This is a genomic window from Ideonella alba (assembly GCF_018069845.1).
GTDB classification, from domain to species: Bacteria; Pseudomonadota; Gammaproteobacteria; order Burkholderiales; family Burkholderiaceae_C; genus Ideonella; species Ideonella alba.
The window spans coordinates 99,134-124,732 of the sequence record NZ_JAGQDD010000010.1; the positions used below are offsets into that span (position 1 = coordinate 99,134).

General features: G+C 71.3%; 19 protein-coding genes. 15 read left to right on the plus strand and 4 right to left on the minus strand.

The genetic code is table 11. The features are described from left to right. Positions 1-9: 9 nt before the first annotated feature. The 4 genes from dapE to KAK03_RS14660 are packed head-to-tail and all read left to right on the plus strand — an operon-like array spanning position 10 to position 4,685. Entirely contained in the window at positions 10-1,155 is a 1,146-nt protein-coding gene (gene dapE / locus KAK03_RS14645; RefSeq protein WP_210854689.1) for a succinyl-diaminopimelate desuccinylase, read from the plus strand. Beyond that, the gene (prmB, locus tag KAK03_RS14650; RefSeq protein ID WP_210854690.1) at positions 1,152-2,036 is read left to right on the plus strand and encodes a 50S ribosomal protein L3 N(5)-glutamine methyltransferase; all 885 of its coding nucleotides are present in this window, start codon (positions 1,152-1,154) and stop codon (positions 2,034-2,036) included. Before dapE ends, prmB begins: the two co-directional genes overlap by 4 nt. After that, on the plus strand, positions 2,033-4,102 hold the full coding sequence (locus KAK03_RS14655) for an ABC-F family ATP-binding cassette domain-containing protein (RefSeq protein ID WP_210854691.1): 2,070 nt from the start codon (positions 2,033-2,035) through the stop codon (positions 4,100-4,102). The genes prmB and KAK03_RS14655 overlap by 4 nt, the downstream gene beginning before the upstream one ends. After that, positions 4,095-4,685 (plus strand): GNAT family N-acetyltransferase, encoded by a 591-nt coding sequence (locus KAK03_RS14660; RefSeq protein ID WP_210854692.1) that lies wholly within the window; start codon positions 4,095-4,097, stop codon positions 4,683-4,685. Before KAK03_RS14655 ends, KAK03_RS14660 begins: the two co-directional genes overlap by 8 nt. Here the strand turns inward: KAK03_RS14660 and KAK03_RS14665 are convergent, their stop codons facing one another. After that, positions 4,686-6,401 (minus strand): long-chain fatty acid--CoA ligase, encoded by a 1,716-nt coding sequence (locus KAK03_RS14665; RefSeq protein WP_210854693.1) that lies wholly within the window; start codon positions 6,399-6,401, stop codon positions 4,686-4,688. A gap of 217 nt (positions 6,402-6,618) precedes the next feature. Here KAK03_RS14665 and KAK03_RS14670 point away from each other — a divergent pair, with 217 nt between their 5' ends. Next, entirely contained in the window at positions 6,619-8,922 is a 2,304-nt protein-coding gene (locus KAK03_RS14670) for an ATP-binding protein (RefSeq protein WP_210854694.1), read from the plus strand. Between the two features lies 1 nt (position 8,923). Here the strand turns inward: KAK03_RS14670 and murB are convergent, their stop codons facing one another. Beyond that, positions 8,924-9,940 carry a UDP-N-acetylmuramate dehydrogenase gene (murB, locus tag KAK03_RS14675; protein WP_210854695.1) on the minus strand — a complete coding sequence of 339 codons (1,017 nt, stop codon included), beginning with the start codon at positions 9,938-9,940 and terminating at the stop codon, positions 8,924-8,926. Between the two features lie 41 nt (positions 9,941-9,981). On the opposite strand from murB, the gene KAK03_RS14680 reads away from it, so the two are divergent. After that, positions 9,982-10,476, plus strand: a complete 495-nt coding sequence (locus tag KAK03_RS14680; RefSeq protein WP_210854696.1) for a YajQ family cyclic di-GMP-binding protein — start codon at positions 9,982-9,984, stop codon at positions 10,474-10,476. 3 nt (positions 10,477-10,479) lie between these two features. Further along, positions 10,480-11,367, plus strand: coding sequence for a hypothetical protein (locus KAK03_RS14685; protein WP_210854697.1), 888 nt, complete (start codon positions 10,480-10,482; stop codon positions 11,365-11,367). 24 nt (positions 11,368-11,391) lie between these two features. Here KAK03_RS14685 and KAK03_RS14690 read toward each other — a convergent pair whose 3' ends face one another. After that, the gene (locus KAK03_RS14690) at positions 11,392-12,219 is read right to left on the minus strand and encodes an HDOD domain-containing protein (RefSeq protein ID WP_210854698.1); all 828 of its coding nucleotides are present in this window, start codon (positions 12,217-12,219) and stop codon (positions 11,392-11,394) included. A 219-nt stretch (positions 12,220-12,438) separates the two neighbouring features. On the opposite strand from KAK03_RS14690, the gene KAK03_RS14695 reads away from it, so the two are divergent. The 7 genes from KAK03_RS14695 to lspA all read left to right on the plus strand — a co-directional run bounded on the left by KAK03_RS14695 (position 12,439) and on the right by lspA (position 21,979). Then, positions 12,439-13,620: an acyl-CoA dehydrogenase family protein gene (locus KAK03_RS14695; RefSeq protein ID WP_210854699.1), complete on the plus strand. Its 1,182-nt coding sequence runs from the start codon at positions 12,439-12,441 to the stop codon at positions 13,618-13,620. A 13-nt stretch (positions 13,621-13,633) separates the two neighbouring features. Beyond that, complete coding sequence (locus tag KAK03_RS14700) at positions 13,634-14,767, plus strand: acyl-CoA dehydrogenase family protein (protein WP_210854700.1); 1,134 nt, start codon at positions 13,634-13,636, stop codon at positions 14,765-14,767. Positions 14,768-14,865: 98 nt separating this feature from the next. Then, a complete protein-coding gene (locus KAK03_RS14705) occupies positions 14,866-15,567 on the plus strand; it encodes a pseudouridine synthase (protein ID WP_210854701.1) in 702 nt (233 codons plus the stop codon). Continuing rightward, complete coding sequence (locus KAK03_RS14710; RefSeq protein ID WP_210854702.1) at positions 15,568-17,364, plus strand: ATP-binding protein; 1,797 nt, start codon at positions 15,568-15,570, stop codon at positions 17,362-17,364. 8 nt (positions 17,365-17,372) lie between these two features. After that, positions 17,373-18,347 (plus strand): bifunctional riboflavin kinase/FAD synthetase, encoded by a 975-nt coding sequence (locus KAK03_RS14715; RefSeq protein WP_210854703.1) that lies wholly within the window; start codon positions 17,373-17,375, stop codon positions 18,345-18,347. Between the two features lie 204 nt (positions 18,348-18,551). After that, positions 18,552-21,464, plus strand: a complete 2,913-nt coding sequence (ileS, locus tag KAK03_RS14720; protein ID WP_210854704.1) for an isoleucine--tRNA ligase — start codon at positions 18,552-18,554, stop codon at positions 21,462-21,464. Then, a complete protein-coding gene (lspA, locus tag KAK03_RS14725; RefSeq protein WP_210854705.1) occupies positions 21,464-21,979 on the plus strand; it encodes a signal peptidase II in 516 nt (171 codons plus the stop codon). The genes ileS and lspA overlap by 1 nt, the downstream gene beginning before the upstream one ends. Here the strand turns inward: lspA and KAK03_RS14730 are convergent. Continuing rightward, positions 21,956-23,797: a sensor histidine kinase gene (locus tag KAK03_RS14730; protein ID WP_210854706.1), complete on the minus strand. Its 1,842-nt coding sequence runs from the start codon at positions 23,795-23,797 to the stop codon at positions 21,956-21,958. The two genes, lspA and KAK03_RS14730, sit on opposite strands and share 24 nt — an antisense overlap. A 98-nt stretch (positions 23,798-23,895) precedes the next feature. On the opposite strand from KAK03_RS14730, the gene KAK03_RS14735 reads away from it, so the two are divergent. Then, on the plus strand, positions 23,896-25,593 hold the full coding sequence (locus KAK03_RS14735) for an ABC1 kinase family protein (RefSeq protein ID WP_210854707.1): 1,698 nt from the start codon (positions 23,896-23,898) through the stop codon (positions 25,591-25,593). The last annotated feature ends 6 nt before the right edge of the window (positions 25,594-25,599 follow it).

The following is a 25,599-nucleotide window of genomic DNA, read 5'->3' on the forward strand; positions in this document are numbered from 1 at the left end:
CCTGCCCCGATGTCCGACACGCTGCGCCTGCTCGAGGACCTGCTCGCCCGCGCCTCCGTCACCCCCGATGACGCCGGCTGCCAGGCCCTGATCGCCGAGCGGCTGTCGGCCGCCGGCTTCACGCCCACCCACCTGCCTTTCGGGCCTGACACCTTCCGGGTGCAGAACCTGTGGGCCGCCCGCCAGGGCCCGCGGCCCGGTCCCACCGTGGTCTTCGCCGGCCACACCGATGTGGTGCCCACCGGCCCGCTGGCGCACTGGACCAGCGACCCCTTCGTGCCCAGCTACCGCGACGGCAAGCTGTTCGCGCGCGGCGCCGCCGACATGAAGACCTCGCTGGCCGCCATGGTGGTGGCCGCCGAGGAATTCGTGCAGGCCCACCCCGGCCACGCCGGCCGCATCGCCTTTCTGCTGACCAGCGACGAGGAAGGCCCGTCGGTGGACGGCACGGTCAAGGTGGTCGAGTGGCTGCAGCAGCGCGGCGAACAGCTCGATTGCTGCATCGTCGGCGAGCCCACCTCGGTCAGCCGCCTGGGCGACATGATCAAGAACGGCCGCCGCGGCTCCTTGTCGGGCCGACTCACCGTCACCGGCGTGCAAGGCCATGTGGCCTACCCGCAGCTGGCCAAGAACCCGGTGCACCTGGCCGCGCCGGCGCTGGCCGAGCTGGCTGCTGCCACCTGGGACGCCGGCAACGACTACTTCCCGCCCACCACCTTCCAGATCTCCAACCTGCACGCCGGCACCGGCGCCACCAACGTGATCCCGGGCGAGCTGGTGGTGGACTTCAACTTCCGCTTCTCCACCGCTTCCACGCCCGAGGACCTGAAGGCCCGCGTGGCCCGCATCCTCGACCGCCAGCAGCTGCAGTGGCGCATCGACTGGACGCTGGGCGGCTCGCCCTTCCTGACGCCTGAAGGCTCGCTGGTGGCCGCGCTGCGCGACGCCATCCAGGCCGAGACCGGCCTGAGCACCGAGCTGTCCACCACCGGCGGCACCTCGGACGGCCGCTTCATCGCCCGCATCTGCGAGCAGGTGGTCGAGTTCGGCCCGGTCAATGCGACGATCCACAAGATTGACGAACACGTCGCGGTCGATGCGGTCGAGCCCCTGAAGAACATCTACCGGCGCACGCTGGAGGCGCTTCTGACATGACCGTGATCGAACTGATCGAGCGCTGCAGCGCCCGCCTGGAGGAGGCGGGCGTTTCGTTTGGGCACGGCACGACCAACGCCTTCGACGAAGCCGCCTGGCTGGTGCTGTGGGCCATGAAGCAGCCGCTCGACGCGCTGGAAGACGTGGCCGAGTCCACCGTGCCCGCCGCTGCCGAACAACGCGCGCTGAACCTGGTGGACCAGCGCATCGCCACCCGCCGCCCCGCCGCCTACCTGACCGGCGAGGCCTGGCTGCAGGGCGTGCCCTTCACCGTGGACGAGCGCGTCATCGTGCCGCGCAGCCTGATCGCCGAATGCCTGGCCGACGGCACGATCGACGCCTGGCTCAGCGACCGCACCCAGCAGGTGCTGGACCTGTGCACCGGCAACGGCAGCCTGGCCGTGCTGGCCGCGATGGCCTGGCCCGACGTGCAGGTCACCGGCGCCGACCTCAGCACCGACGCACTGGCCGTGGCCGCGCTGAACGTGCAGCGCCACGGGCTGAGCGAGCGCATCACGTTGGTCAACGGCGACGGCCTGGCCGCCGTGGCCGGCCGCCAGTTCGATCTGATCCTGTGCAACCCGCCCTACGTCAATGCCGAATCGATGGCCGCGCTGCCGCCCGAGTTCCGCGCCGAGCCGGAAATGGCGCTGAGCGGCAACCTGGCTGGCGGCACCGACGGCATGGACTTCATCCGCCCGCTGCTGGCCCAGGCCGCTGATCACATGACGGACGAGGCCGTGCTGGTGCTGGAAATCGGCCACGAGCGGCCCTTCTTCGAGGCCGCCTTCCCGCGCCTGGAGGCGGTGTGGCTGCCCACCAGTGCGGGCGACGACCAGGTGCTGCTGCTGACCCGCGCCGCACTGGAGGCCGCCCGATGATCACCCTGCGCAACCTCACGCTGCGCCGCGGCGTCAAGGTGGTGCTGGACAGCGCCACCGTCACGCTCAACCCCGGCGAGAAGATCGGCCTGGTGGGTCGCAACGGCGCCGGCAAGTCCAGCCTGTTCGCGCTGCTGGCCGGGCGGCTGCATGCCGACGCGGGCGACGCCGAGATCCCGCCGAAGTGGCGCATGGGCGAGGTGGCGCAGCACATGCCTGAGGTCGACACCCCGGCCACCGAGTTCGTGCTGCAGGGCGACACCCGGCTGATGGAGGCGCAGGCCGAGTTGGAGGCCGCCGAGGCCGCTGACGACGGCGAGGCCATGGCCCATGCCCATGTGTCGCTGGAAGAGGCTGGCGCCTTTGACGCCCGCGCCCGCGCGCAGGCGCTGCTGCTGGGTCTGGGCTTCACCAGCGAGCAGCTGGATGCGCCGGTCAACAGCTTCTCCGGCGGCTGGCGCATGCGCCTGCAGCTGGCGCGCTGCCTGATGTGCCCGGCCGACCTGATGCTGCTGGACGAGCCCACCAACCACCTGGACCTGGACGCCCTGGTCTGGCTGGAGGCCTGGCTCAAACGCTACCCCGGCACGCTGCTGGTGATCAGCCATGACCGCGAGTTCCTGGACGCGATCACCACCGTCACGCTGCACCTGGAAGACGCCAAGCTGCTGCGCTACGGCGGCAACTACACCACCTTCGAGGAAATGCGCGCCGAGCGGCTGGAGCAGCAGGCCGCGGCCTTTGCCAAGCAGCAGGACCGCATCGCCCACCTGCAGAAGTTCATCGACCGCTTCAAGGCCAAGGCCACCAAGGCCAAGCAGGCGCAAAGCCGCGTCAAGGCGCTGGCGCGGATGGAAAAGCTGGCGCCGGTGCTGACGGCCAGCGACTTCAACTTCGAGTTCCGCGAACCGCCGTCCTTGCCCAATCCCATGCTGGCGATGCGCGACGTGGTCTGCGGCTACATGGTGCCCCGCGCCGCCGAGTACGGCGACGCGCCCCCCAAGGGGGCTGGCGAATCCGGCTTGGGGCGGCCCGGCGCCGGATCCGCGGACGATGTCCGCCTGCAACCCAAGCCCATCGTCCACGGCATCGACCGCACCGTGCTGGCCGGCCAGCGCATCGGCATCCTGGGCGCCAACGGCCAGGGCAAGTCCACCGTGGTCAAGACCATCGCCCGCGCCCAGCCGGCGCTGGCCGGCACGGTGACCGAGGGCAAGGGCCTGGCGATCGGCTACTTCGCGCAGCAGGAGATGGACCTGCTGCACGCCGACGACACACCGCTGCAGCACATGGTGCGGCTGGCGCGCACCACCGGGCCGTCGGGCACCGAGCAGGAGCTGCGCAACTTCCTGGGCCAGTTCCGTTTCCTGGATGCGATGGTGCACCAGATGGTGGGCACGCTCAGTGGCGGCGAGAAGGCGCGCCTGGTGCTGGCCAGCCTGGTCTGGCAGAAACCCAACCTGCTGCTGCTGGACGAGCCCACCAACCACCTGGACCTCACTACCCGCGAGGCGCTGTCGATGGCGCTCAACGAGTTCGAGGGCACGGTGATGCTGGTCAGCCACGACCGCGCGCTGCTGCGCGAGACCTGCGACGAGTTCTGGCTGGTGGCCGACGGTGCGCTCAAGTCCTTCGACGGCGACCTGGACGACTACCAGCGCTGGCTGGTCGAGCGCAGCCGCGAGGCCGCGCGCATCGCCGCCGGCAAGCCCGCCCAGCCCGAGCCGAAGAAGGCCGCGGCGGCGCCGGTGGCCGCGCCGCCGCCGCCGCCGATCAACCAGCGCGAGGACCGCAAGGCCGCCGCCGCCGCCCGCCAGGCGCTGGCCGGCAAGACCCGGCCGCTGCGCAACGAGCTGGCGCAGATCGACGCCAAGATGGAGAAGCTGGCCGCCGAGCGTGCCAAGCTGGAAGCAGGCATCGTCGATGGCTCGATCAGCGGGCCTGAGCTGGCCGAGGCCGGCCGGCAGCTCAACCACGTGGCCGCCGAGGTGGCGATGCTGGAGGAGCGCTGGCTGGAGCTGTCCGAGCAGATCGAGGCGATGAGCGCCGAGGCAGGGGGTGGCTGAGCCCCTGTTCGCGTCGGCCGACCTGGCGGCGCGGCCCCTGCGCGCCGCCGAGGTGCCGGCGCTGCAGGCGCTGTTCAGCACCCACCCGTTCTACTTCCGCACCGTCAACGGCCGCGACGCGCTGCCCGATGAAGCGCAGCAGGAGTTCGACGAGCGCCCGCCGCCGCACCTGAGCTGGCGCGCCCAGCATGTGCTGGGCCTGTTCGATGCGGCCGGCCGGTTGCAAGGTACCGCGGTGATCACCGAAGACCTGGGCACGCCCGGCTGCTGCCACCTGGGCCTGCTGTGGCTGGTGGACGCGCTGCACGGCCGGGGCATCGGCCAGCGCTGGCACGCCGCCTATGAGGCCTGGGCGCGGCGCCAGGGCGCCCGCTGGCTGCGCCTGGGCGTGGTGCAGGCCAACACCCGCGCCACGCGCTTCTGGACGCAACTGGGTTACCAGCGCCTGCGGGTGCGCGAGGGCGTGGACACCGGCGGGCGCATCAACACGCTGTGGGCGATGCTCAAACCCCTGGGCGAGGCGGGCATCGAGGACTACCTGGCCCGGGTCCCGCGCGACCGGCCCGGCTCCAACCTGCCCTGATCAGGCCGCCGCTTCCTTCTCCTGCAGCAGCCGCCACATCACCTTGCCCGAGCCGGACTTGGGCAGGGCCTGGGCGAACTCCACCACCCGCGGTGCCTTGTAGGCGGCCATGTGCTCGTGGGCCCAGGTGATGATGTCCTGTTCGGTGGTCCGGCCCACCGCATCGGGCCGCAGCACCACCACCGCCTTCACGGTCTCGCCGCGGTAGGCGTCCTTGGCCGCGATCACGCAGGCCTCGGCCACCGCCGGGTGGCGGTACAGCAGCAGTTCCACCTCGCTGGGCCAGACCTTGTAGCCGCTGGCGTTGATCATGCGCTTCAAGCGATCGGTGATGAAGAAGTAGCCGTCCTCGTCCATGCGGCCCAGGTCGCCGGTGCGGAAGAAGGGCTTGCCGTCGATCTCGATGAAGGCGGCGCGGCTGGCCTCGGGGTGCTTCCAGTAGCCCTTGAAGACCATCGGGCCGTGGGTGACGATCTCGCCGGACTCGCCGATCGGCATGGGCTGCAGGGTCTCGGGGTCGACCACGCGGCTGTCGACGCCGTAGATCGGCATGCCCAGGCACTGCAGCTTGGCGCGTTCGGGCGGATTGGCGTGGCTGGGCGCGGCAGTCTCGGTCAGGCCGTAGCCCTCGGCGAAGGTGATGCCGAACTCGGCCTGCAGCCGCTCGGCCACCGCCTGCGGCATCGCGGCGCCGCCGCCACTGAGGAAGCTCAGGCTGGACAGGTCGAAGCGCTTGTAGTTCGGGCTGGCGAACAGGTCGATGATCATCGTCGGGATGCAGGTCCAGTGCGTGATCCGGTAGCGCGAGATCAGCCGCCCGGCCAGTTCGCGGTCCCAGCGCGGCAGGATGACCACGGTGGTGCCGCCATACACCGGCCCCAGCACGTTGTAGAGCATGCCGGTGATGTGGAACATCGGCACCACGCCCAGGCTGATCGTTTCGGCGCTGGTGTGTCCCCACAGGCCGCCGCCGATGACATTGGGCATCAGCGTGCGGTGGGTGTGCATGCAGCCCTTGGGCAGGCCGGTGGTGCCCGAGGTGTAGGGCAGCAGCGCCAGGTCGTCGGCGCTGCCGGCGTGCGGCTGGGCGGGCGACAGGCCCGCGGCCAGCGCGTCGTTCCAGCGGGTGATGGGCGTGGGGCTGGCGGGCAGCGGCGGGTCGGCGCGCAGCCAGGCCTCCACCGCGGGCGCGGGCACCAGGTCTGGCTCGATGATGGCGGGCAGCGCATCGGCGTAGCGGGTCACGACGATGGCGCGCAGGCGCTGTGCCTCGGGCAGCGCGGCGTTGGCCTGGGCAACGATCTCGGCGCCATCGGCGGCACAGACCACGACCTTGGTGTCGGGGTCGGTGATGTAGTGGCCGAACTCCTCCACCCGGTTCATCGGGTTGACCGGCACCACCACTGCGCCCAGGCGCATCACCGCGTAGAAGGCGACGATGAACTGCGGGCAGTTCTGCAGGAAGATGGCCACCCGGTCGCCGCGCTGCACGCCCTGGGCTTCCAGCCAGCCAGCCAGTGCCTCGGCCCGGGTCTTGAGCTGACGGTAGGTCAGGGCCTCGCCGAAGAACAGGTAGGCGGCCTTGTCCGGGTAGCGCGCGGCCGAGACCTCGGCGTTGAACCACAGCGTGGTCTCGGGGACGATCAGCTCACGCGGCAGACGGCGCGGCCAATGGGCCAGATGAGGGGGCTGGTAGGGACGATCGGCAGACGGCATGCTCAGGCTCCTTGCATGACCCGCAGGCTAGCCGTGACAGGGCGCCTCGGCGATACGGTTCCACCCGCACCCGCTGTCCCGTCGGAGACAGAACCTAGAATGAATCGCGCCCGGCAGTTTCAGGGCCCCCCGTCGCCCTGACGTGCCCCGAAGTGCCCCGAGTGCCTGCCATGCCCCGCGTTCCTGCCGTTCCGCCCAGCTGTCGGGCGCCCGCTCCATGAGCCACGGTCGCCTGCTGCCTGGCGCCGGTGGCGGCCCGCTGGGACGCGGCCGCTGGGTGGCGCTGCTGGGCGCCGTGCTGGTGGCCACCTTCGCCGCGGTCGCCTGGGTGCAGTGGCGCCAGTTCGACCAGGTGGGCTCGCAGGTCCGCCAGGCCGACGAGCAGGCCTCGTGGGTCTACCTGCAACTGGAAACCGACTACCTGCAGCTGCGCGAATCCCTGCGCGCGATGATCGACCAGCCCAGTGCCGAACACGCCCGCACGCTGCGGCGCCTGCAGGCCACCTTCGCCGCCCGGGTGCGGTCGCTGCAGTCCGACGCCGACCCGGCCATTCCGCCGCCCGGCATCTCGCCTGACGACCCCGGCCCGATGCACACCTGGGCCACGCTGCTGCGCGTGGTCCAGCATGGCGAGGAATGGCTCAACCGCGAACCGCTGGCGGTGGAGGAACTGCGCGAGCTGCTGGGCGAGCTGACCCCGCTGTCATCCGCGCTGCACGAGCTGGCCGAGGCCGCGACGCTGCGCGTGGCGCAGCACAACGTCGAGCGCGGCCAGACCATCCGCGACCGGCTGCACCTGGGCATCGGGCTGACCGGCTTCCTGAGCCTGATGACCCTGGTCTTCGGCCTGATCGTCGTGCACCTGTGGCGCACCGCGGCGCGGCGCGAGCGCGAACTGGCTGCGCTGGCCGAAGGCCTGCAGGCCGCGCGCGAAGCCGCCGACCGCGCCAACCAGGCCAAGAGCGCCTTCCTGGCCACGATGAGCCACGAGCTGCGCACGCCGTTCAACGGCCTGCTGGGCATGCTCTCGCTGCTCGATGACACCCGGCTGGATGCCGAGCAGACCGGCTTCGTGCGCACGGCGCGCGACTCGGCCCAGCACCTGCTGGCCATCCTGGACGACATCCTCGACCTGTCGCAGCTCGAGGCCGGCAAGCTCGACATCCACCCCGAACCCGTCCACATGCCGCGCCTGATGGACGAGGTGCGCACCGTGATGGGCCCGCCGGCGCGCGCCAAGGGCCTGACGCTGACGGTGCGCAACGCGCCCGGCCTGCCCGAGTGGCGGCTGGCCGATGCGCGGCGGGTCAAGCAGATCCTGTTCAACCTGCTGTCCAACGCGATCAAGTTCACCGCCCGTGGCCGCATCGACCTGGAGGTGCGCACCGCCCCCGGCCCCGGCGCCGGCCTGCTGATCTCGGTGGAGGACACCGGCATCGGCATGGACGCGGCCACGCTGTCGCGCCTGTTCCAGCGCTTCACGCAGGCCGACGCCAGCATCGCCCGGCGCTACGGCGGCACCGGCCTGGGGCTGGAGATCTCGCGCACGCTGGCGCGCCTGATGGGCGGCGATATCACCGTGGTCAGCCGCCCCGGCCAGGGCAGCCGCTTCGAGGTGCAGCTGCCACTGCCGCCCACCTCGGCGCCGCCCCCTGAACCCACGCCGGCCGGCCTGCCCAGCCACCCGATCACCGACCGCCCGCTGGACGTGCTGGTGGCCGAGGACCATGCGATCAACCGCATCTACGTCTCGGCGCTGCTGACCCGGCTGGGCCACCAGGCACGCTTTGCGGTGGACGGCGAATCGGTGGTGCGCGAGGCCGAGCGCAAGCCGCCCGACCTGATCCTGATGGATCTGCAGATGCCCGGCATCGACGGCCTGGAGGCCACGCGCCTGATCCGCCTGAAGAGCGGCCCTCTGGCCCGGGTGCGCATCATCGCGCTGAGCGCCGATGCGCTGGGCCCGGCGCGTGAGCGGGCGCTGGAGGCCGGCATGGACGACTTCCTGCCCAAGCCCTTCCGCTGGGAGCAGCTGGCGCAGCTGCTGGCCCGGCACGGCGGCAGCCCGCTGGACACCACCGGCCCGGCCCCGCTGACCGACCCGCCGGCGCCGCGCCCGCCGTCGGCCGACAGCAGCCGCACCACCGACGAATCGCTGGGACTGGCGTCGATGCGCGAGCTGACCCAGCTGCTGGGCGTGGACAGCTACGCGCCGCTGCTGCGCGACTTCCTGGCCGACGACATGGGCAGCCAGGCCCTGATGGACGCCGCGCTGCAGACGCTGGACCCGCAGGCCCTGGCCTACCAGGCCCACCAGTACAAGGGCGCCGCCCACCTGCTGGGCCTGCGCGCGCTGGCCGAGGCGGCCGAGCTGATCGAGGTGGAGGCCGCGCAACTGGACGCCGCCCGCGCCGCCGAGCACCGCCAGCGCCTGCAGGCGCTGCGCCGCGACAGCCGCGCGCTGGCGCAGCGGCTGGGGCTGCTGGCGGCCGCGCCGGCGCCGGCGCCCGCGGCCGGCTGAATCAGACGATCACCGGCTCGGGTTCCAGCCGAATGCCGAAGCGGCCGTAGACGCTCTCCTGGATCGCCCGGGCCAGCGTCTGCACCTCGGCGCCCACCGCGCCGCCGCGGTTGACCAGCACCAGCGCCTGCTTCTCGTAGACGCCGGCGTGGCCGATGGATTTGCCCTTCCAGCCGCAGGCATCGATCATCCAGCCCGCGGCCAGCTTGAAGCTGCCGTCATCCATCGGGTAGTGCACGATGTGCGGGTCGCGGGCGATGATGTCGCGGCACTGCTCAGCGCTGACCACCGGGTTCTTGAAGAAGCTGCCCACATTGCCGATCTGCGCCGGGTCGGGCAACTTGGCGCGGCGGATGTCGCAGACCCACTGGAAGATGGTGCGGGCGTCGGGCGCCGCGATGCCGGTTTCCTCGGCCTTGCGGCTCAGGTCCAGGTAGCCCAGCATCGGCTGCCAGGCCTTGGGCAGGCGCAGGCGCACGCGGGTGATCAGGCTCTTGCCGGCCAGCGCGCGCTTGAACACGCTGTCGCGGTAGCCGAAGGCACAGATCTCCTGGCGCAGCGTGACGGTGCGGCCGGTGACCAGGTCCACCGCGTCCAGCGATTCAAAACGGTCCTTCAGCTCCAGCCCGTAGGCGCCAATGTTTTGCACCGGCGCGGCGCCCACGGTGCCGGGGATCAGCGCCATGTTCTCCAGGCCCGGCCAGCCCTGGTCCAGCGTCCAGGCCACCAGGGTGTGCCAGGGCACGCCGGCGCCGGCCTCGATGATCCAGTCGTCGGCCGTCTCGCGCAGCAGGCGCAGGCCCGGCACCTCGACCTTCAGCACCAGCTCGGGCATGTCGCGGGTGAGGATGACATTGGTGCCGCCACCCAGGATGAAGCGTGGCGCGCGGCCCATGTCGGGGTGGTCGACCACCGCGCGCACATCGGCATCGCTGCGGATGCGCACCAGCCGCCCCGCCTGGGCCGGCAGGCCAAAGCTGTTGTAGGGCTTGAGGGATACGGCAGTCTCGAATTGCATGGCAGAATTTTCCGCGTTTTTCCTGACCGTTCAGAACAATCATGCCCAGCTTCGACGCCGTCCTCGAACCCGACATGGTGGCCATCAAGAATTCGGTGGCCAACGCCCAGAAGGAAATCGGCACCCGCTTCGATTTCAAGGGCACCGCCGCCGCACTGGAGCTCAAGGAGAAGGACAAGCAGATCGAGCTGCTGGGCGACTCCGATTTCCAGATCGAGCAGGTCAGTCAGGTGCTGGTGGGCAAGCTCACCAAGCAGGGCGTGACGATCAACTACCTGGACATGAGCGGCAAGATCGAGAAGATCGGCGGTGACAAGGTGCGCCAGACCTACAAGATCAAGGCCGGCATCGAGGCCGAACTGGCCAAGAAGCTGACCGGCGCGATCAAGAACAGCAAGCTCAAGGTGGCCGCCAGCGTGCAGGGCGACGAGGTCCGCGTCACCGGCAAGAACCGCGACGACCTGCAGCAGGCGATCGCGCTGCTGAAGAAGGACTTTGCCGATCAACCGCTCAAGTTCCAGAATTTCCGCGACTGAGCCATGGACGCCCTGAGCCAGCTGACCGACCGCGCCTTCGCGATCCACGCCCAGGACGCCGCCGCCGCCGCGGCCCTGATCGCCGATGGCGTGCCGGCGGCGCTGGACCAGGCCGACAGCGGCTCGCTGGAGTCGGCGCTGCGGGCGATCGAGCACATCGGCATCGGCCACCTGGCCGACGCCGACTGGGTGCGCCGGATGATGGCGCTGGTCGCGCCGCAGCAGGCCCGGGCGCCGTCGCTGGCGGTGGCCCTGGCGCGGGGCGAGGCGGCGCTGGCGCTGCTGGCGGGCGAGGACCCCGACCTGGCCCTGTTGCCGCCGGCCGAGCGCGTGCGCGCCCACGCCAACCCGGCGCTGGGCCGCGCCCGTCAGGGCGACATCGAGGGCGCCCGCCGCCTGCTGGACCTGGCCACCGCCCGCGCCGCCGAGGCCGACACCGACCCGCCGGTGCGCCGCGCGATCGCCGCGCTGGCCAACAACCTGGCCTCGGACATCCGGGACACGCTGCAGGCCCCGCCCGACCCGGCGGCGGTGGCGCTGATGCTGGAGGCGGCCACCCGCTCGCGCGCCGCCTGGGCCGAGGTGGGCGGCTGGCTCGAGGTGGAGCGCGCCGACTGGCTGCTGGCGATGTGCCATGCCTCGGCCGGCCTGGGACGCGAGGCGCTGCGCCACGCGCAGGCCACGCTGGCCGCCTGCCAGGTGCATGGCGGCGACGATTTCGAGTTCTGCTTCGCCTGGCAGGCGATGGCGTTTGCGGCGCTGGCCGCGCAGGACCGGACGGCCGCCTTGCAGGCGCGCGCCGCGATGGCCGAGCGCGCCGGACACCTGGGCGACGCCGGCGACCAGCAGTACGCGCGCGAGCAGCTCGCGCTGATCGACGCCGCGCTCTGAGGCGCTGAACCAGCGCCCGTGCCGTCAGTGGAGCAGCTGCTCCACGCCCTGGGTCAGCGTGTCGTGCGGGGCCATGCGATGGCCCAGCCATTCCAGGTCCAGGTGCAGGTGCTCGACCAGCCGGCCCTGGGTCTCGACCAGCGTGGTCAGCGGCGGCAGGCCGCTCTCGCCGGCCTCGGCCATCACGCTGGCCAGGCGCAGCACGGCGCCCAGGCGCGAGAACGGCTTCACCGACAGCGGGTCCTCGGCGGCACGCAGCCCATGGACCAGGTTGTCCGGAAAGCGCCAGCGGCGTGCCAGCTCGGCCGTCACCTCCAGGTGGGTGCAGTGCAGCAGCGCGCGCTCATGGTCGAGCAGGCTGTCGGGCGCCAGGGCGCGCGCCTCGGCCAGTGCCACGGCCTCGGGGTCGGACATCAGCATCAGCAGCTCACCGGTGCGCATCACCAGGCCCGCCAGGTAGGCGGTATCGGGGTCGACATCGCTGGACGGCGCCAGCATGCGGGCGTGGCCGGCCGTGGCCAGGCACTGGCGCCAGAACTTCAGGCGATCGAATCCGTCGACCTTTGGGAAGGCGCCCGCCACACAGGCGGCCAGCGCCATGTCGCGCAGGCCGCCCAGGCCGATCACCATCGCCGCGTCCTTGATCGTGGCGATCGCATGGCGCGGGCTGTAGCGGGCTGAATTGGCCAGGCGCAGCAGTTTCACCGACAGGCCCTGGTCCTGGGCGATCAGGTCGGCCAACTGCTGCATGCCCAGGTCCTCGCGCTCGAAGGACTTCAACAGGCGGTGCGCCACTTCGGGCATCGACGGCAAGGCAGCAGGATTGGCGAAGTACTTGCCGCTTGTCGGCATGGATCAGCTCCAGGGACGGTGCGGCGCGCGGCTCGGCGCCTCGGAGGCTGAGCGTTTGTCGATCGTGCCCGAAGGGCTCCCAGCCTCTCAGTGCTTGTCGGCGGTCCGACCGGCGACTTGAGCCGACCTGCGGGCAAACCCGCCCCTTGACCTGTCACGGTCGGGACAAGACCAAATCGAACGATCGTGCTAAAAATCGGGGCTGAACTGGAGACCGCAATGGACCTCAATTTCACGCCCGAGGAACTGGGCTTTCGGCAGATGGTGCGCGACTGGGTGGCCACCCACCTGCCCGACGACATCCGCCACAAGGTGCTCAATGCGCTGCGCCTGTCCAAGGACGACATGCAGCGCTGGGCCCGCATCCTGGGCGCCCAGGGCTGGCTGGGCTACGGCTGGCCCAGGCAGTTCGGCGGTCCCGGCTGGAACGCGGTGCAGAAGCACCTGTTCGAAGAGGAATGCGCGCTGGCCGGCGCGCCGCGCATCGTGCCCTTCGGGCCGGTGATGGTGGCGCCGGTGATCATGGCCTTCGGCTCGCCCGAGCAGCAGCAGCGATTCCTGCCCGGCATCGCCAGTGGCGACGTCTGGTGGAGCCAGGGCTACTCCGAGCCGGGCTCGGGCTCGGACCTGGCGTCGGTGAAGACGCGAGCGGAACGCCAGGGGGACCACTACCTGGTCAACGGCCAGAAGACCTGGACCACGCTGGGCCAGCATGGCGACTGGATCTTCTGCCTGGTGCGCACCTCGAACGAGGGCAAGCCGCAGACCGGCATCAGCTTCCTGCTGGTCGACATGAAGAGCCCGGGCGTGTCGGTGCGACCGATCATCACGCTCGACGGCGAGCACGAGGTCAACGAGGTCTTCTTCGACAACGTGAAGGTGCCCGCCGAGAACCTGATCGGCGAGGAGAACAAGGGCTGGACCTACGCCAAGCACCTGCTGGCGCATGAGCGCACCAACATCGCTGACGTCAACCGCGCCAAGCGCGAGCTGGAGCGGCTCAAGCGCATCGCCAAGGCCGAAGGCGTCTATGAGGACGCCCGCTTTCGCGACCAGATCGCGCTGCTGGAGGTGGACATCGTGGCGCTGGAGATGCTGGTGCTGCGGGTGCTGTCCGCCGAAAAGAGCGGCAAGCAGAGCCTGGACATCGCCGGCCTGCTGAAGATCCGCGGCAGCGAGATCCAGCAGCGCTACACCGAGCTGATGATGCTGGCCGCCGGCCCCTACAGCCTGCCCTTCATCCACGAGGCGATGGAGGCCGGCTGGCAGGGCGACCATGTCGGCGCCGCCCACTGCGCGCCGCTGGCCAGCGTCTACTTCAACACCCGCAAGACCACGATCTACGGCGGCTCCAACGAGGTGCAACGCAACATCGTGTCGGCCACCGTGCTCGGCGCCTGAAGGGAGTATCGCCATGGATTTCGATTTCACCGACGACCAGAACGCCCTGCGCGAGGCCGTGGCCCGCTGGGTGGACAAGGGCTTCTCGTTCGATCGCCGCCACGCGCTGGCCAAGGCGGGTGGCGCGACGCGCTCGGTCTACGCCGAACTGGCCGAGCTGGGCCTGACCGGTCTGGCCGTGCCGGAAGCGATGGGCGGCATGGGTTTCGGCCCGGTCGAGGCGATGGTGGTGATGGAAGAGCTGGGCCGCGGCCTGGTCAACGCCCCGCTGGTGCACGGCGCGCTGGTGGCCCCGGCCCTGCTGACCGCCGCCCCGGAGGCGCTGCAAGCCGACTGGCTGCCGCGCATCGCCGACGGCTCGGCATTGGTGGTGCTGGCGCACCAGGAGCGCGCCGCGCGCTACCAGCTGCAGCGCGTGGACACGCGCGCCAGCCGCCAGGGCGAGGCCTGGGTGCTCAGCGGCGCCAAGAGCGTGGTGCCGGCCGGTGACGAGGCCGACGCCTTCATCGTGCCGGCCCGCATCGCCGGCGGTGCATCCGACGAAGCCGGCATCGGCCTGTTCCTGGTCGAGCGCGGCGCCGCCGGCCTGGCGGTGCGCGGCTACCCCACGCAGGACGGCGCCCGCGCCGCCGAGCTGACGCTGGCCACCACGCCCGCCGCGCTGATCACCGACGACGGCTTCGGCGTGCTGAGCCGGGCGGTGGACATCGGCATCGCCGCGGTCTGCGCCGAAGGCGTGGGCCTGATGGAGCGCCTGACCGCGCTGACGGTGGAGTACATGAACACGCGCAAGCAGTTCGGTGTGACGCTGGCCAGCTTCCAGGCGCTGCGCCACCGCATCGCCGACGTGAAGATGCAGCTGGAGCTGGCGCGCTCGATGAGCTACTTCGCCAGCCTCAAGCTGGGCGAGCCTGCCGCGGCACGGCGCCGCGCGATCAGCCAGGCCAAGGTGCAGATCGGCCAGTCGGCGCGCTTCATCGGCCAGCAGTGCGTGCAGCTGCACGGCGGCATCGGCGTCACCGATGAGTACGTGGGCAGCCACTACTTCAAGCGCCTGGCCATGCTGGAGATGCAGTTCGGCGACACCCTCCACCACCTGGGCGAGGTCTCGTCAAGAATGCAGGACAGCGCAGGCGTCTTTGCCTGATCGTTACCGGGCAGGGGCGCCGATTCGCATTAGCATCGGCGCATGCCCGATCGGCACGCGCCCCTCCCTGCCCTCCGGCCCGCCTGTGCGAGGCCCGGATGAAACTCGCCCAGATCCTGTTCAGCCAGGGTTTCGGCACCCGGCGCACCTGTGAAGGCCTGGTCTGGGCCGGGCTGGTGCGCCACCAGGGCCGGGTGCTGGACGACCCCGCCGAGGACCTGCCCACCGAGGGCCTGGTGCTGGAGGTCGAGGGCCGCCCCTGGCCCTTCCACGCCAAGGCGCTGGTCCTGCTGCACAAGCCGACCGGCTACGAGTGTTCGCAGAAGCCGCGCCACCACCCCAGCGTGATGACATTGCTGCCGGCGCCGCTGCGCCAGCGCGGCGTTCAGCCGATCGGCCGGCTCGACGAGGACACCACCGGCCTGCTGCTGCTCACCGATGACGGCGCGCTGATCCATCGGCTGACCTCCCCCAAGCACCATGTGCCCAAGGTCTACGAGGTGGCCTGCAAGCACCCGGTGGACGAGGGGATGGTGGCGCGCCTGCTGGCCGGTGTGGTGCTGGACGACGACCCGGCGCCGGTGCGCGCCGCCGCCTGCGAGGCCAGCGGCAGCCACGCGCTGCAGCTGACGCTGACCGAAGGCAAGTACCACCAGGTCAAGCGCATGGTGGCCGCGGTGGGCAACCGGGTGGAAGGTCTGCACCGCAGCCGCTTCGGTGGCCTGGTGCTGCCACCCGAGCTGCCGCCCGGCGGCTGGACCTGGACCGACGCCGCCACCGTGCTGGCGCCGGAGCGCTGAATGCTGCAACCGCCCCGCTTCCAGCCCTCGCAGAGCGTGGCCTCCACCACGGTGGACACGGCCGAGATCGACCGCCTGATCGAAGCCGACCGCATCGAGACCCTGTACGCCAACACGCCCCAGGCCCTGGCCGGCGGCGTGCTGTTCGCCGCGCTGCTGGCCTGGGCCTTCCATCCGGGCGCCGGCACCTGGCTGGCCGGCGGCTGGCTGCTGGCCAAGATCCTGATCATCGGCCTGCGCGCGCTGGACGCCTGGCTGTACATGCGCTCGCCCGATCGCCGCGCCCAGCCCCGGCTGTGGCACCACCGCCACCTGGCTGGGGTGGTGGTCGACGGCCTGACCTGGGGCCTGGCCTGGCCGCTGTTCGTGCCCTCGAACAACCTGATGCTCGACGGCTCGCTGCTGGCCGGTCTGGTCGGCGTGGCGGCCATCGGCGTCTTCACGCTGACCAGCCACGCCAGCCATGTGGTGCTCTACCTCAGCGGCGTGCTGCTGCCCATCGTCGCCCATGAGCTGTGGCAGGACCGCGGTGATGTGACCTGGCTGATGACCGGCGGCATCTTCATCTATTTCGCGGTGCTGCTGGGCGAGTCGCGCCGGGCCTATGTGCACAAGACCGAACTGCTGCGCCTGCGCTTCGAGAACGCCGCCATCGCCGACGAACGCGAGACCGCGCTGCGCCGCGTGGAAGAGGCCAGCCGCGCCAAGAGCCGCTTCCTGGCCACCGTCAGCCACGAGCTGCGCACACCCCTCAACGGCATCATGGGCATGACCGAGCTGCTGATGGACGCCGAGCCCCAGCCCTCGCGCCGCGAGCGGCTGCAGGTGGTGCAGCAGTCGGCCGGCCACCTGCTGACGCTGATCGAGGACCTGCTGGACGTCTCACGCATCGAGTTCGGCCGCTTCGAGCTGCACCCGGAACCGGCCGAGCCGGCGCTGCTGGTGCACGAGGTCACCGGCCTGCTGCAGCCGATCGCCGCGGCGCGTGGCCTGAGCCTGCTGTGCAGCATCGAACCCGGCGTGTCGGCGCGCCTGATGCTCGACGCGCCCCGGGTGCGTCAGGTGCTGCACAACCTGGTCGGCAATGCGCTCAAGTTCACCGACCAGGGCGAGGTGCGCGTCACGCTGAGCCAGCGCGGCGATCAGCTGCAGTTCACCGTCAGCGACAGCGGCCGCGGCATCGCGCCGGCGCTGCTGGAGCGCATCTTCGACCCTTTCGAGCGCGGCGAGGATGGCCGCGCCGCGGGCACCGGCCTGGGCCTGACCATCTCGCGGCAGCTGGCGCGCGCGATGGGCGGCAACCTGATCGCCAGCAGCCGCCCCGGCCAGGGCGCGCAGTTCCATTTCACGCTGGACGCACCGCCGGTGGACAGCGAGACGCCGGTCGATGTCACCGACCCGCAGGCGCCCAGCCTGCTGCGCGGCGAGGTGCTGCTGGTCGAGGACAACGAGGTCAACGCCCTGGTCGCTCGCGGCATGCTGGAGAGCCTGGGCCTGACGGTGCGCGAAGCCCGCGACGGCGTCCAGGCCCTGCAGGCGCTGCAGCAGCAGCGGCCCCACCTGGTGCTGATGGACTGCCAGATGCCACAGCTCGACGGCTGGGAAGCCACCCGGCGCTGGCGCCAGATCGAGCAGGCCAACCGCCTGCTGCGGGTGCCCGTGGTGGCCCTCACCGCCAACGCGGTGGCCGGTGACCGCGAGGTCTGCCTGGCCGCCGGCATGGACGACTACCTCTCCAAGCCCTTCACCCGCGAGCGTCTGGCGCTGGTCGTGGCGCGCCACCTGCGCCGGGGATAATCCTCGGCATGCGAGTCCACCGCGGCCACATCCCTGACCCCGCCGGCGCCGGCTGCGCGCTGACCATCGGCAACTTCGACGGCGTGCACCGCGGCCACCAGGCCATGCTGGCCCTGCTCAACAACGAGGCGCGCCACCGCGGCCTGCGCAGCGTGGTGATGAGCTTCGAGCCCCATCCGCGCGACTGGTTCGCCGCCCGCGCCGGGCAGCCCGAGCTGGCGCCGCGGCGCATCGCCACGCTGCGCGACAAGCTGCAGGAGCTGGAGCGCTGCGGGGTCGACGAGGTGGTGCTGCTGCGCTTTGATGAGGCGCTGGCCAGCATGCCGCCCCTGGCCTTCATCGAGGACGTGCTGGTGCGCCGCCTGAACACCCGCTACGTGCTGGTGGGCGACGATTTCCGCTTCGGTGCCAGGCGCGCCGGTGACTACGCGCTGCTGGATGCCGAGGGCAGCCGCCTGGGTTTCGATGTGGCGCGGATGATGAGCTACGAGGTGCATGGCCTGCGCGTGTCCAGTTCGGCCGTGCGCGAGGCCCTGGCCGCCGGCGACATGACCCGCGCCGCCCGGCTGCTGGGCCGACCCTATGCCATCACCGGCCATGTGGTGCATGGCCGCAAGCTGGGCCGCGACCTGGGCTTTCGCACGCTGAACCTGCGCTTCCCCTCGCGGCTGCCGGCGGCCCAGGGCATCTTCGTCGTGCAGGTGCATGGCCTGGCCGACAAGCCGCTGCCCGGCGTGGCCAGCCTGGGCGTGCGGCCCACGGTGGAGGACGCCGGCCGGGTGCTGCTGGAAGTGCACTGCCTGGAGTGGCCGGCCGGCGTGGCCATCGATGGCGGCTATGCCCGCATCCTGCAGGTCGACCTGCTGCACAAGCTGCACGATGAGCTGCGCTACCCCTCGCTCGAAGCGCTGCGGGCCGGCATCGCCAAGGACGTGGCCGACGCCCGCGACTGGTTCGCCCGCGCCGGCGGCCCCGGGCGGTAGAATCGGCCCACCATGGGCCCGAAGCTCGCCTCCCGCCACCTGCCGTGCGTGCACGCCTGCACGCGCCGCCAGACCACGCGCGACCGAATTCGCCGCGGCTGATGCCCTGCGCGTGGCCCGCGGCCGCGCCCTGCCCCGCCGGCGGCCGCCGGTGCCCTCCCCCGTTTCCGCCCAGCGCGCGCCCGCCGCGTGCCGCCCCCCGCCATGAACGACAAGACCTCCCCCAAGCGTGACGCCGACGGCGGCGCCTACCGCGCCACGCTGAACATGCCCGACACCCCGTTCCCGATGCGCGGCGACCTGCCCAAGCGCGAACCGGGTTGGGTGGCCGACTGGAACCAGAACGGCTTGTACAAGCGCCTGCGCGAGGCCCGCCAAGGTGCCCCGCTGTTCGTGCTGCACGATGGCCCGCCGTACGCCAACGGCCAGCTGCACATCGGCCACGCGCTGAACAAGGTGCTCAAGGACATGATCGTCAAGTCGCGCCAGCTGGCCGGCTTCGATGCCCAGTACATCCCCGGCTGGGACTGCCACGGCCTGCCCATCGAGAACGCGATCGAGAAGCTGCACGGCCGCAAGCTCACGCGTGACGACATGCAGGCCAAGAGCCGCGCCTACGCCACCGAGCAGATCGAGCAGCAGCGCGCCGACTTCAAGCGCCTGGGCGTGCTGGGCGACTGGGAGCGGCCCTACCGCACGATGGACCCGGCCAACGAGGCCGGCCAGATCCGCGCCTTCAAGCGCGTGATCGAGCGCGGCTTCGTCTACCGCGGCCTCAAGCCGGTCTACTGGTGCTTCGACTGCGGCAGCTCGCTGGCCGAGTTCGAGATCGAATACGCGGACAAGCAGAGCGACACGCTGGACGTGGCCTTCGAGGCCGACGACCCGGCGGCGCTGGCGCGCGCCTTCGGCCTGGCCGCGCTGCCGGGCGACGGTGGCAAGAAGGCCTTCGTGCTGATCTGGACCACCACCGCCTGGACCATCCCGGCCAACCAGGCGCTCAACGCCCACCCCGAGCTGAGCTACGCGCTGGTCGACACGCCGCGTGGCGTGCTGCTGCTGGCCGAGTCGCTGGTCGAGGCCTGCCTGCAGCGCTACGGCCTGGCGGGCACGGTCATCGCCACTGCGCAGGGCCAGGCGCTCCAGGGCCTGGTGTTCCGCCACCCGCTGCACGACACCGTCAGCGCCGAACAGGGCGGCAAATACAGCTACCGCCGCCTGAGCCCGCTGTACCTGGCCGACTATGTCACCGCCAGCGACGGCACCGGCATCGTCCACTCGGCGCCCGCCTATGGCGTGGACGACTTCAACAGCTGCGTGGCCCACGGCCTGGCCTACGACGACATCCTGAACCCGGTGCAGGGCCACGGTGTCTATGTGGATGAGCTGCCCTTCTTCGGCGGCGAGCACATCTGGAAGGCCGTGCCGCGCATCCTGGAGGTGCTGGCGCAGAGCGATCGCCTGTTCGCCACCCAGCGCATCACCCACAGCTACCCGCACTGCTGGCGCCACAAGACGCCGGTGATCTACCGCGCCGCGGCGCAGTGGTTCGTCCGCATGGACGAGGGCGAGGGCGTGTTCACCAAAGACAAGGCGCCGCGCACGCTGCGCCAACTGGCGCTGGACGCGATCGACCACACGGCCTTCTACCCCGAGAACGGCCAGGCCCGCCTGCGCGACATGATCGCCAACCGGCCCGACTGGTGCATCTCGCGCCAGCGCAGCTGGGGCGTGCCGCTGCCCTTCTTCCTGCACCAGGCCACCGGCGAGCTGCACCCGCGCACGATGGAGATCCTGGACCAGGCCGCCGACATCGTCGAGCGCGGCGGCATCGAGGCCTGGAGCCGCACCACCGCCGAGCAGGTGCTGGGGGCCGAGGACGCCCGGCACTACGTCAAGAGCACCGACATCCTGGAGGTGTGGTTCGATTCGGGCAGCACCTTCTGGCACGTGCTGCGAGGCAGCCACGCCCAGGCCTACCCCAACGGCGCCTTCCACGCCCAGGGCCCCGAGGCCGACCTCTACCTGGAGGGCCATGACCAGCACCGCGGCTGGTTCCACAGCTCGCTGCTGCTGGGCTGCGCCATCTATGACCGCGCGCCCTACAAGGGCCTGCTCACGCACGGCTTTGCCACCGACGGCCAGGGCCGCAAGATGAGCAAGAGCCTGGGCAACACCGTGGTGCCGCAGCAGGTGACCGACAAGCTCGGCGCCGAGATCCTGCGCCTGTGGGTGGCCAGCACCGATTACTCGGGCGACCTCAACATCGACGACAAGATCCTGGCCCGCGTGGTGGACGGCTACCGCCGCATCCGCAACACGCTGCGCTTCCTGCTGGCCAACACCTCGGACTTCGACCCCGCGGTGGACGCCGTGCCGGCGGCCCAGCTGCTGGAGATCGACCGCTGGGCACTGGACCGCGCGGCCGAGCTGCAGGCCGATATCCTGCGCCACTTCGACGTCTACGAGTTCCACCCGGTGGTGGCCAAGCTGCAGGTCTTCTGCTCCGAGGACCTGGGCGCCTTCTACCTGGACGTGCTGAAGGACCGCCTGTACACCACCGCGCCCAAGAGCCTGGCGCGGCGCAGCGCACAGACGGCGCTGTGGCAGATCACCCAGGCGATGCTGCGCTGGATGGCGCCGTTCCTGAGCTTCACCGCCGAGGAGGCCTGGCCGGTGCTGGCCGGCGCGGCCAACCAGGGCTCGATCTTCTTCGAGACCTTCTGGAAGTTCACCACGCCCGATGAGGCGCTGCTGGCCAAGTGGGCGCGCATCCGCGCGATCCGCGACACCGCCAACAAGGAGATCGAGGCGCTGCGCACCGCCGGCCAGGTGGGTGCTTCGCTGCAGGCCACGCTGACGATCACCGCCGGCGCCGACGACGCAGCGCTGCTGCGCTCGCTGGGCGAGGACCTGAAGTTCGTCACCATCACCTCGGCCGTCACGGTCGTCGATGGCGCCGAACTGGCGATCCGCGTCACGCCGGCCACCGCCGCCAAGTGCGAGCGCTGCTGGCACTACCGCGAGGATGTGGGCGCCGACGCCGCGCACCCCACCCTCTGCGGCCGCTGCGTCAGCAACCTGCACGGCGCGGGCGAAGCCCGCTCGGTGGCCTGATGGCGCGGCGCTCTTCGGGGGGTGGCGCCGGCCTGCTGGGCTGGCTGGGCCTGGCCGGCGTGGTCTTGCTGCTCGATCAGTTCACCAAGGTGCTGATCGTCGGCAACTTCGTGCTGGGCGAGGTGCACACCGTCACCTCCTTCTTCGACGTGGTGCGCGCCCACAACCCCGGCGCCGCCTTCAGCTTCCTGTCGGACGCGTCAGGCTGGCAGCGCTGGTTCTTCACCGGCCTGGGCACGGTGGCGGCGGTGGTGATCATCTTCCTGCTGCGCCAGCATGCCGGCCAGACGCTGTTCTGCCTGGCGATCAGCCTGATCCTGGGCGGGGCGGTGGGCAATGTGATCGACCGCCTGTGGCACGGCCACGTGATCGACTTCCTGCAGTTCCACTGGGACTGGCTGGCGCCGATGTTCACGCAGGGCTACTTCCCGGCCTTCAACCTGGCCGACAGCGCGATCACGCTGGGCGCCGTGCTGCTGGTGCTGGACGAGCTACGGCGCGTGCGGCGCAGCTGAGGTCGCCGGCCGCGGCCAGCGCAGCCGCACCCGGGTGCCGGCGGGCGAGGCCGGCTCGATGTCGAGCTGCGCGCCCAGAGCCTGGGCGCGGCTGCGCATGTTGCGCACGCCCAGGCCGCCCTCGGCGCGACCCGGGCCGATGCCGTCGTCCACCACGCTGAGCACCACCGCGCCCAGCAGGTCGGTCTCGGCACGGATGGTCACGCTGTGCGCCTGCGCATGGCGGATGACGTTGGTCACCGCCTCCAGCACGATGCGCTGCACGTGCAGCACCGACTGCGGCGACAGGCCGTCGGTCTCGGGCAGGTCGCCCATCTCCCAGGCCAGGCTCAGGCCGGCGGCCTTCAGGCGCGGCTCCAGGCGGTGGCGCAGCATCGCCAGCACGGTGGTGAGGTCGCCCTCGGCGCCCTGCAGCGAATCCACCGCCACGCGCATGTCGTCCAGCGCGGTGCGGGCCAGCTGCTCTACCTCGGCATGGTCGACCTGCGGTCGCTGCACCAGGTGCATCAGGCCCACCAGGTGGGCGCCCACGCCGTCGTGCAGCTCGCGCATGATGCGCTGGCGCTCCTCGGCCACGGCGCGCTGGCGCTGCTGCACCTCCAGCGCGTCGAAGGCGCTGCGCAGTTCGGCCTCGCGCTGGCGCACGCGCGCGGCCAGCTCGTCGCTGGACGCGCGCAGCGCGGCCACGCTGCGGCTGAAGCGGTCGGCCACCAGGCCGGCCATGATCAGCGCGAAGCAGAACACCACGTGGGTCATCCAGGTCAGGCGCAGGCCGGTGGAGTGCACGCTGCGCACCCACAGCAGGTCGTGCACGCCCGCCACCACCGCCAGCACGCCGGCCGCGGCCAGAACCAGCGCGATCGTGCGGCGGCTGGTCCAGGCCTCCTGCGCGACGATGATCACCGTCACCAGGCCCAGCGGCACCAGCGCCGCCAGACCCAGCGTCCACAGCAGCGGTTCGGCCCAGGCGAACGAGGCCGCCGCCAGCAGCGCCGCGCTGCCCAGCACGCCCCACACGCCCCAGGTCATCGCCCGGGTCAGCCGGCCCAGCGCCATCAGCGTGAACTGGCAGATCAGCGCCAGGTGCGCCGCGTAGCTGGCGGCCACCAGCGCGCCCCACAAGGGCCAGGGCAGCCAGGGCTCGGGCTGGATCTGGTCGATGTTGCGCACCATGCCCAGCCAGGCCGACAGCGCGAACACGCCGTACAGCGCGTCGCGCTGGCGCCACCACAGCAGCGTGGCCAGGCCGCCCATGATCGCCAGGCTGGCAGCGAACACGGTAGACGAAGTCTGCCGCCAGTCCTGCAGCCGGTCGAACATTGGCCACACCTCGGCCTCGGGGCCGTAGTGCATCACCGACAAGCCGCCCCAGCGCTGGCGCTGGATGCTCACCTCGATCATCAACTCGTTGGGCCCGTCGGCCTTCAGCAGCGCGGCCGGCAGCTGCAGCAGCTGCGGCGCCTTCGACGCGTCGTAGGTCGGATCGTCCAGCACGCCCAGGCGACGCAGCGTCACCCCATTGAGACGGATCTCCGCCTGGTTGCCCAGGCGCGAGAACAGCAGGGCCATGTCGTCGCGGGTGCGCGGCGGCAGCACCACGCGGTAGAGCGCCCGCCCGCCCAGGCCCGGAAAGTCCAGGTCCCAGCGCCGGCCCAGGTCGCGCTCACCCTCCACCACCGCCGCGCCATCGGGCTGCAGCCGGGCCCAGGCGTGGTCGATCTCGCGCACCGGCTCGGCGGCACACGGCAGCAGCGTGCCCAGCCCGGCCAGGGCCAGCGCCAGGCGCAGCAGCGAGCGGAAGAGCAGACGTTGAAGCATGGAGCGGCAGGGGCACGCGGCGCAGCGGCGCCGCGATGGTAGCCGCTTCGGTGCGCACGCCGCGTGGGACTTGTTCAGCGTTGCCTTAGACTGGGCCCATGCTGATCGACGCACTGGTCTCCGCCCGCGACCTGGGTCGCCTGGTGGACATCGTGGGGGTGCTCACCCGCCACGGCCTGGGCGATCTGGTCCAGCGCATGGGCTGGACCGAGGCCCTGGAGAAAGCCGGCCACCACATGCGCCTGGAGCGCACCGCCGAGCTGGCCCGGCTGCCGCGCCCGGTGCAGCTGCGCATGGCGCTGGAGGAGCTGGGCCCCACCTTTGTCAAGCTGGGCCAGATCCTGGCCGGCCGGGCCGATTTGCTGGGGCCCGAGTACATCGCCGAGCTGGAGCACCTGCACAGCCGGGTCCCCGCGCTGCCGCTGGAAGCCCTGCGCAGCCAGCTGCGCGAGGACCTGGGCGGCGAGCCCGAAGACGTCTTCGCCCACTTCGACCCCGAGCCGCTGGCTGCGGCCTCGATCGCCCAGGTGCACCGTGCCCGCCTGCACGATGGCACCGAGGTGGTGGTCAAGGTGCGCCGCCCCGGCATCGGCGACGTGATCGATGCCGACCTGCGGCTGCTGGAGCGCCTGGCCGCGATCGCCGAGAACCGCCTGCCCGCGCTGGCGCCCTACCGCCCGCGCGGCCTGGTGCACGAATTCGGCCGCTCGCTGCGGCGCGAGCTGGACCTGGCCGCCGAGTGCCGCAACGCCGAGCGCATTGCGGGCAACCTCAAGCCGCTGGACTTCGTGGCCATCCCGCCGGTGGTGTGGGACTTCACCAAGGAGCGCATCAACGTCCAGCACTACGTGGGCGGCGTGCCTGGGCAGGCGCTGGACCGGCTGGACGCCGAAGGCTTCGACCGCCAGCTGCTGGCGCGCCGCGGTGCCCAGGCGGTGATGAAGATGATCGTCGAGGACGGCTTCTTCCACGCCGACCCGCACCCCGGAAACGTCTTCTACCTGCCGGGCAACCGCATCGCCTTCATCGACTTCGGCATGGTGGGCCGCCTGAGCCAGCGCCGGCGCGAGGAACTGCTGCAGTTGCTGCTGGGCCTGGTGCAGCGCCAGCCGCGCCAGGTGGCCGACGTGCTGCTGGACTGGGCCGAGGCCCAGGGCGGCGGCCTGGCCGGCGCCCACCTGGGCCAGCTCGAGGCCGAGATCGAGGGCTTCGTCGACCAGTACCACGGCACCCCGCTGGCCCAGCTGAACCTGGGCCAGATGCTGGCCGACACCACCGCCATCCTGCGTGAACACCACCTGGCCCTGCCCTCGGACCTGGCCCTGCTGATCAAGGCCTTCATCTCGCTGGAGGGCATGGGCCGCGCACTCGACCCCGCCTTCCACATGGCCACCGAGGCGCTGCCGCTGCTGCGCCAGGTGGTGCGCGCGCGCTACCAGCCGCGCGCGCTGGCGCTGCGCGGCTGGAGCTCGCTGCAGCGGGTGCTGCAGATGGCCGAGCAGCTGCCGCACGACATCTCGCACCTGCTGCGCAGCGCCCGCCGCGGCCAGCTCAACGTGGCGATCGACGTGGTCCACCTGCAGCATGTGGGCGACCAGCTCGACCGCGCCGCCAGCCGGCTGGCGGTGTCGCTGGTGATCGCTGCACTGATCATCGGCTCGTCGATCGTGATGACAGTGGGCGGCGGGCCACAGCTCTTCGGCCTGCCCGCCTTCGGCCTGCTGGGTTTCGTCAGCGCCACGGTGGGCGGCATCTGGCTGGTGCGCAGCACGCTGCGCGCCCGCCGCCACGACTGAGGTGCT

Coding starts and splice junctions, on each gene's coding strand:
- KAK03_RS14680 (WP_210854696.1), top strand. CDS start 9,982: ATGCCCAGCTTCGACGCCGTCCTCGAACCCGACATGGTGGCCATCAAG.
- KAK03_RS14730 (WP_210854706.1), bottom strand. CDS start 23,797: ATGCTTCAACGTCTGCTCTTCCGCTCGCTGCTGCGCCTGGCGCTGGCC.
- KAK03_RS14670 (WP_210854694.1), top strand. CDS start 6,619: ATGAGCCACGGTCGCCTGCTGCCTGGCGCCGGTGGCGGCCCGCTGGGA.
- KAK03_RS14655 (WP_210854691.1), top strand. CDS start 2,033: ATGATCACCCTGCGCAACCTCACGCTGCGCCGCGGCGTCAAGGTGGTG.
- dapE (WP_210854689.1), top strand. CDS start 10: ATGTCCGACACGCTGCGCCTGCTCGAGGACCTGCTCGCCCGCGCCTCC.
- KAK03_RS14685 (WP_210854697.1), top strand. CDS start 10,480: ATGGACGCCCTGAGCCAGCTGACCGACCGCGCCTTCGCGATCCACGCC.
- KAK03_RS14700 (WP_210854700.1), top strand. CDS start 13,634: ATGGATTTCGATTTCACCGACGACCAGAACGCCCTGCGCGAGGCCGTG.
- KAK03_RS14715 (WP_210854703.1), top strand. CDS start 17,373: ATGCGAGTCCACCGCGGCCACATCCCTGACCCCGCCGGCGCCGGCTGC.
- KAK03_RS14690 (WP_210854698.1), bottom strand. CDS start 12,219: ATGCCGACAAGCGGCAAGTACTTCGCCAATCCTGCTGCCTTGCCGTCG.
- KAK03_RS14735 (WP_210854707.1), top strand. CDS start 23,896: ATGCTGATCGACGCACTGGTCTCCGCCCGCGACCTGGGTCGCCTGGTG.
- ileS (WP_210854704.1), top strand. CDS start 18,552: ATGAACGACAAGACCTCCCCCAAGCGTGACGCCGACGGCGGCGCCTAC.
- KAK03_RS14695 (WP_210854699.1), top strand. CDS start 12,439: ATGGACCTCAATTTCACGCCCGAGGAACTGGGCTTTCGGCAGATGGTG.
- KAK03_RS14665 (WP_210854693.1), bottom strand. CDS start 6,401: ATGCCGTCTGCCGATCGTCCCTACCAGCCCCCTCATCTGGCCCATTGG.
- KAK03_RS14710 (WP_210854702.1), top strand. CDS start 15,568: ATGCTGCAACCGCCCCGCTTCCAGCCCTCGCAGAGCGTGGCCTCCACC.
- lspA (WP_210854705.1), top strand. CDS start 21,464: ATGGCGCGGCGCTCTTCGGGGGGTGGCGCCGGCCTGCTGGGCTGGCTG.
- murB (WP_210854695.1), bottom strand. CDS start 9,940: ATGCAATTCGAGACTGCCGTATCCCTCAAGCCCTACAACAGCTTTGGC.
- prmB (WP_210854690.1), top strand. CDS start 1,152: ATGACCGTGATCGAACTGATCGAGCGCTGCAGCGCCCGCCTGGAGGAG.
- KAK03_RS14705 (WP_210854701.1), top strand. CDS start 14,866: ATGAAACTCGCCCAGATCCTGTTCAGCCAGGGTTTCGGCACCCGGCGC.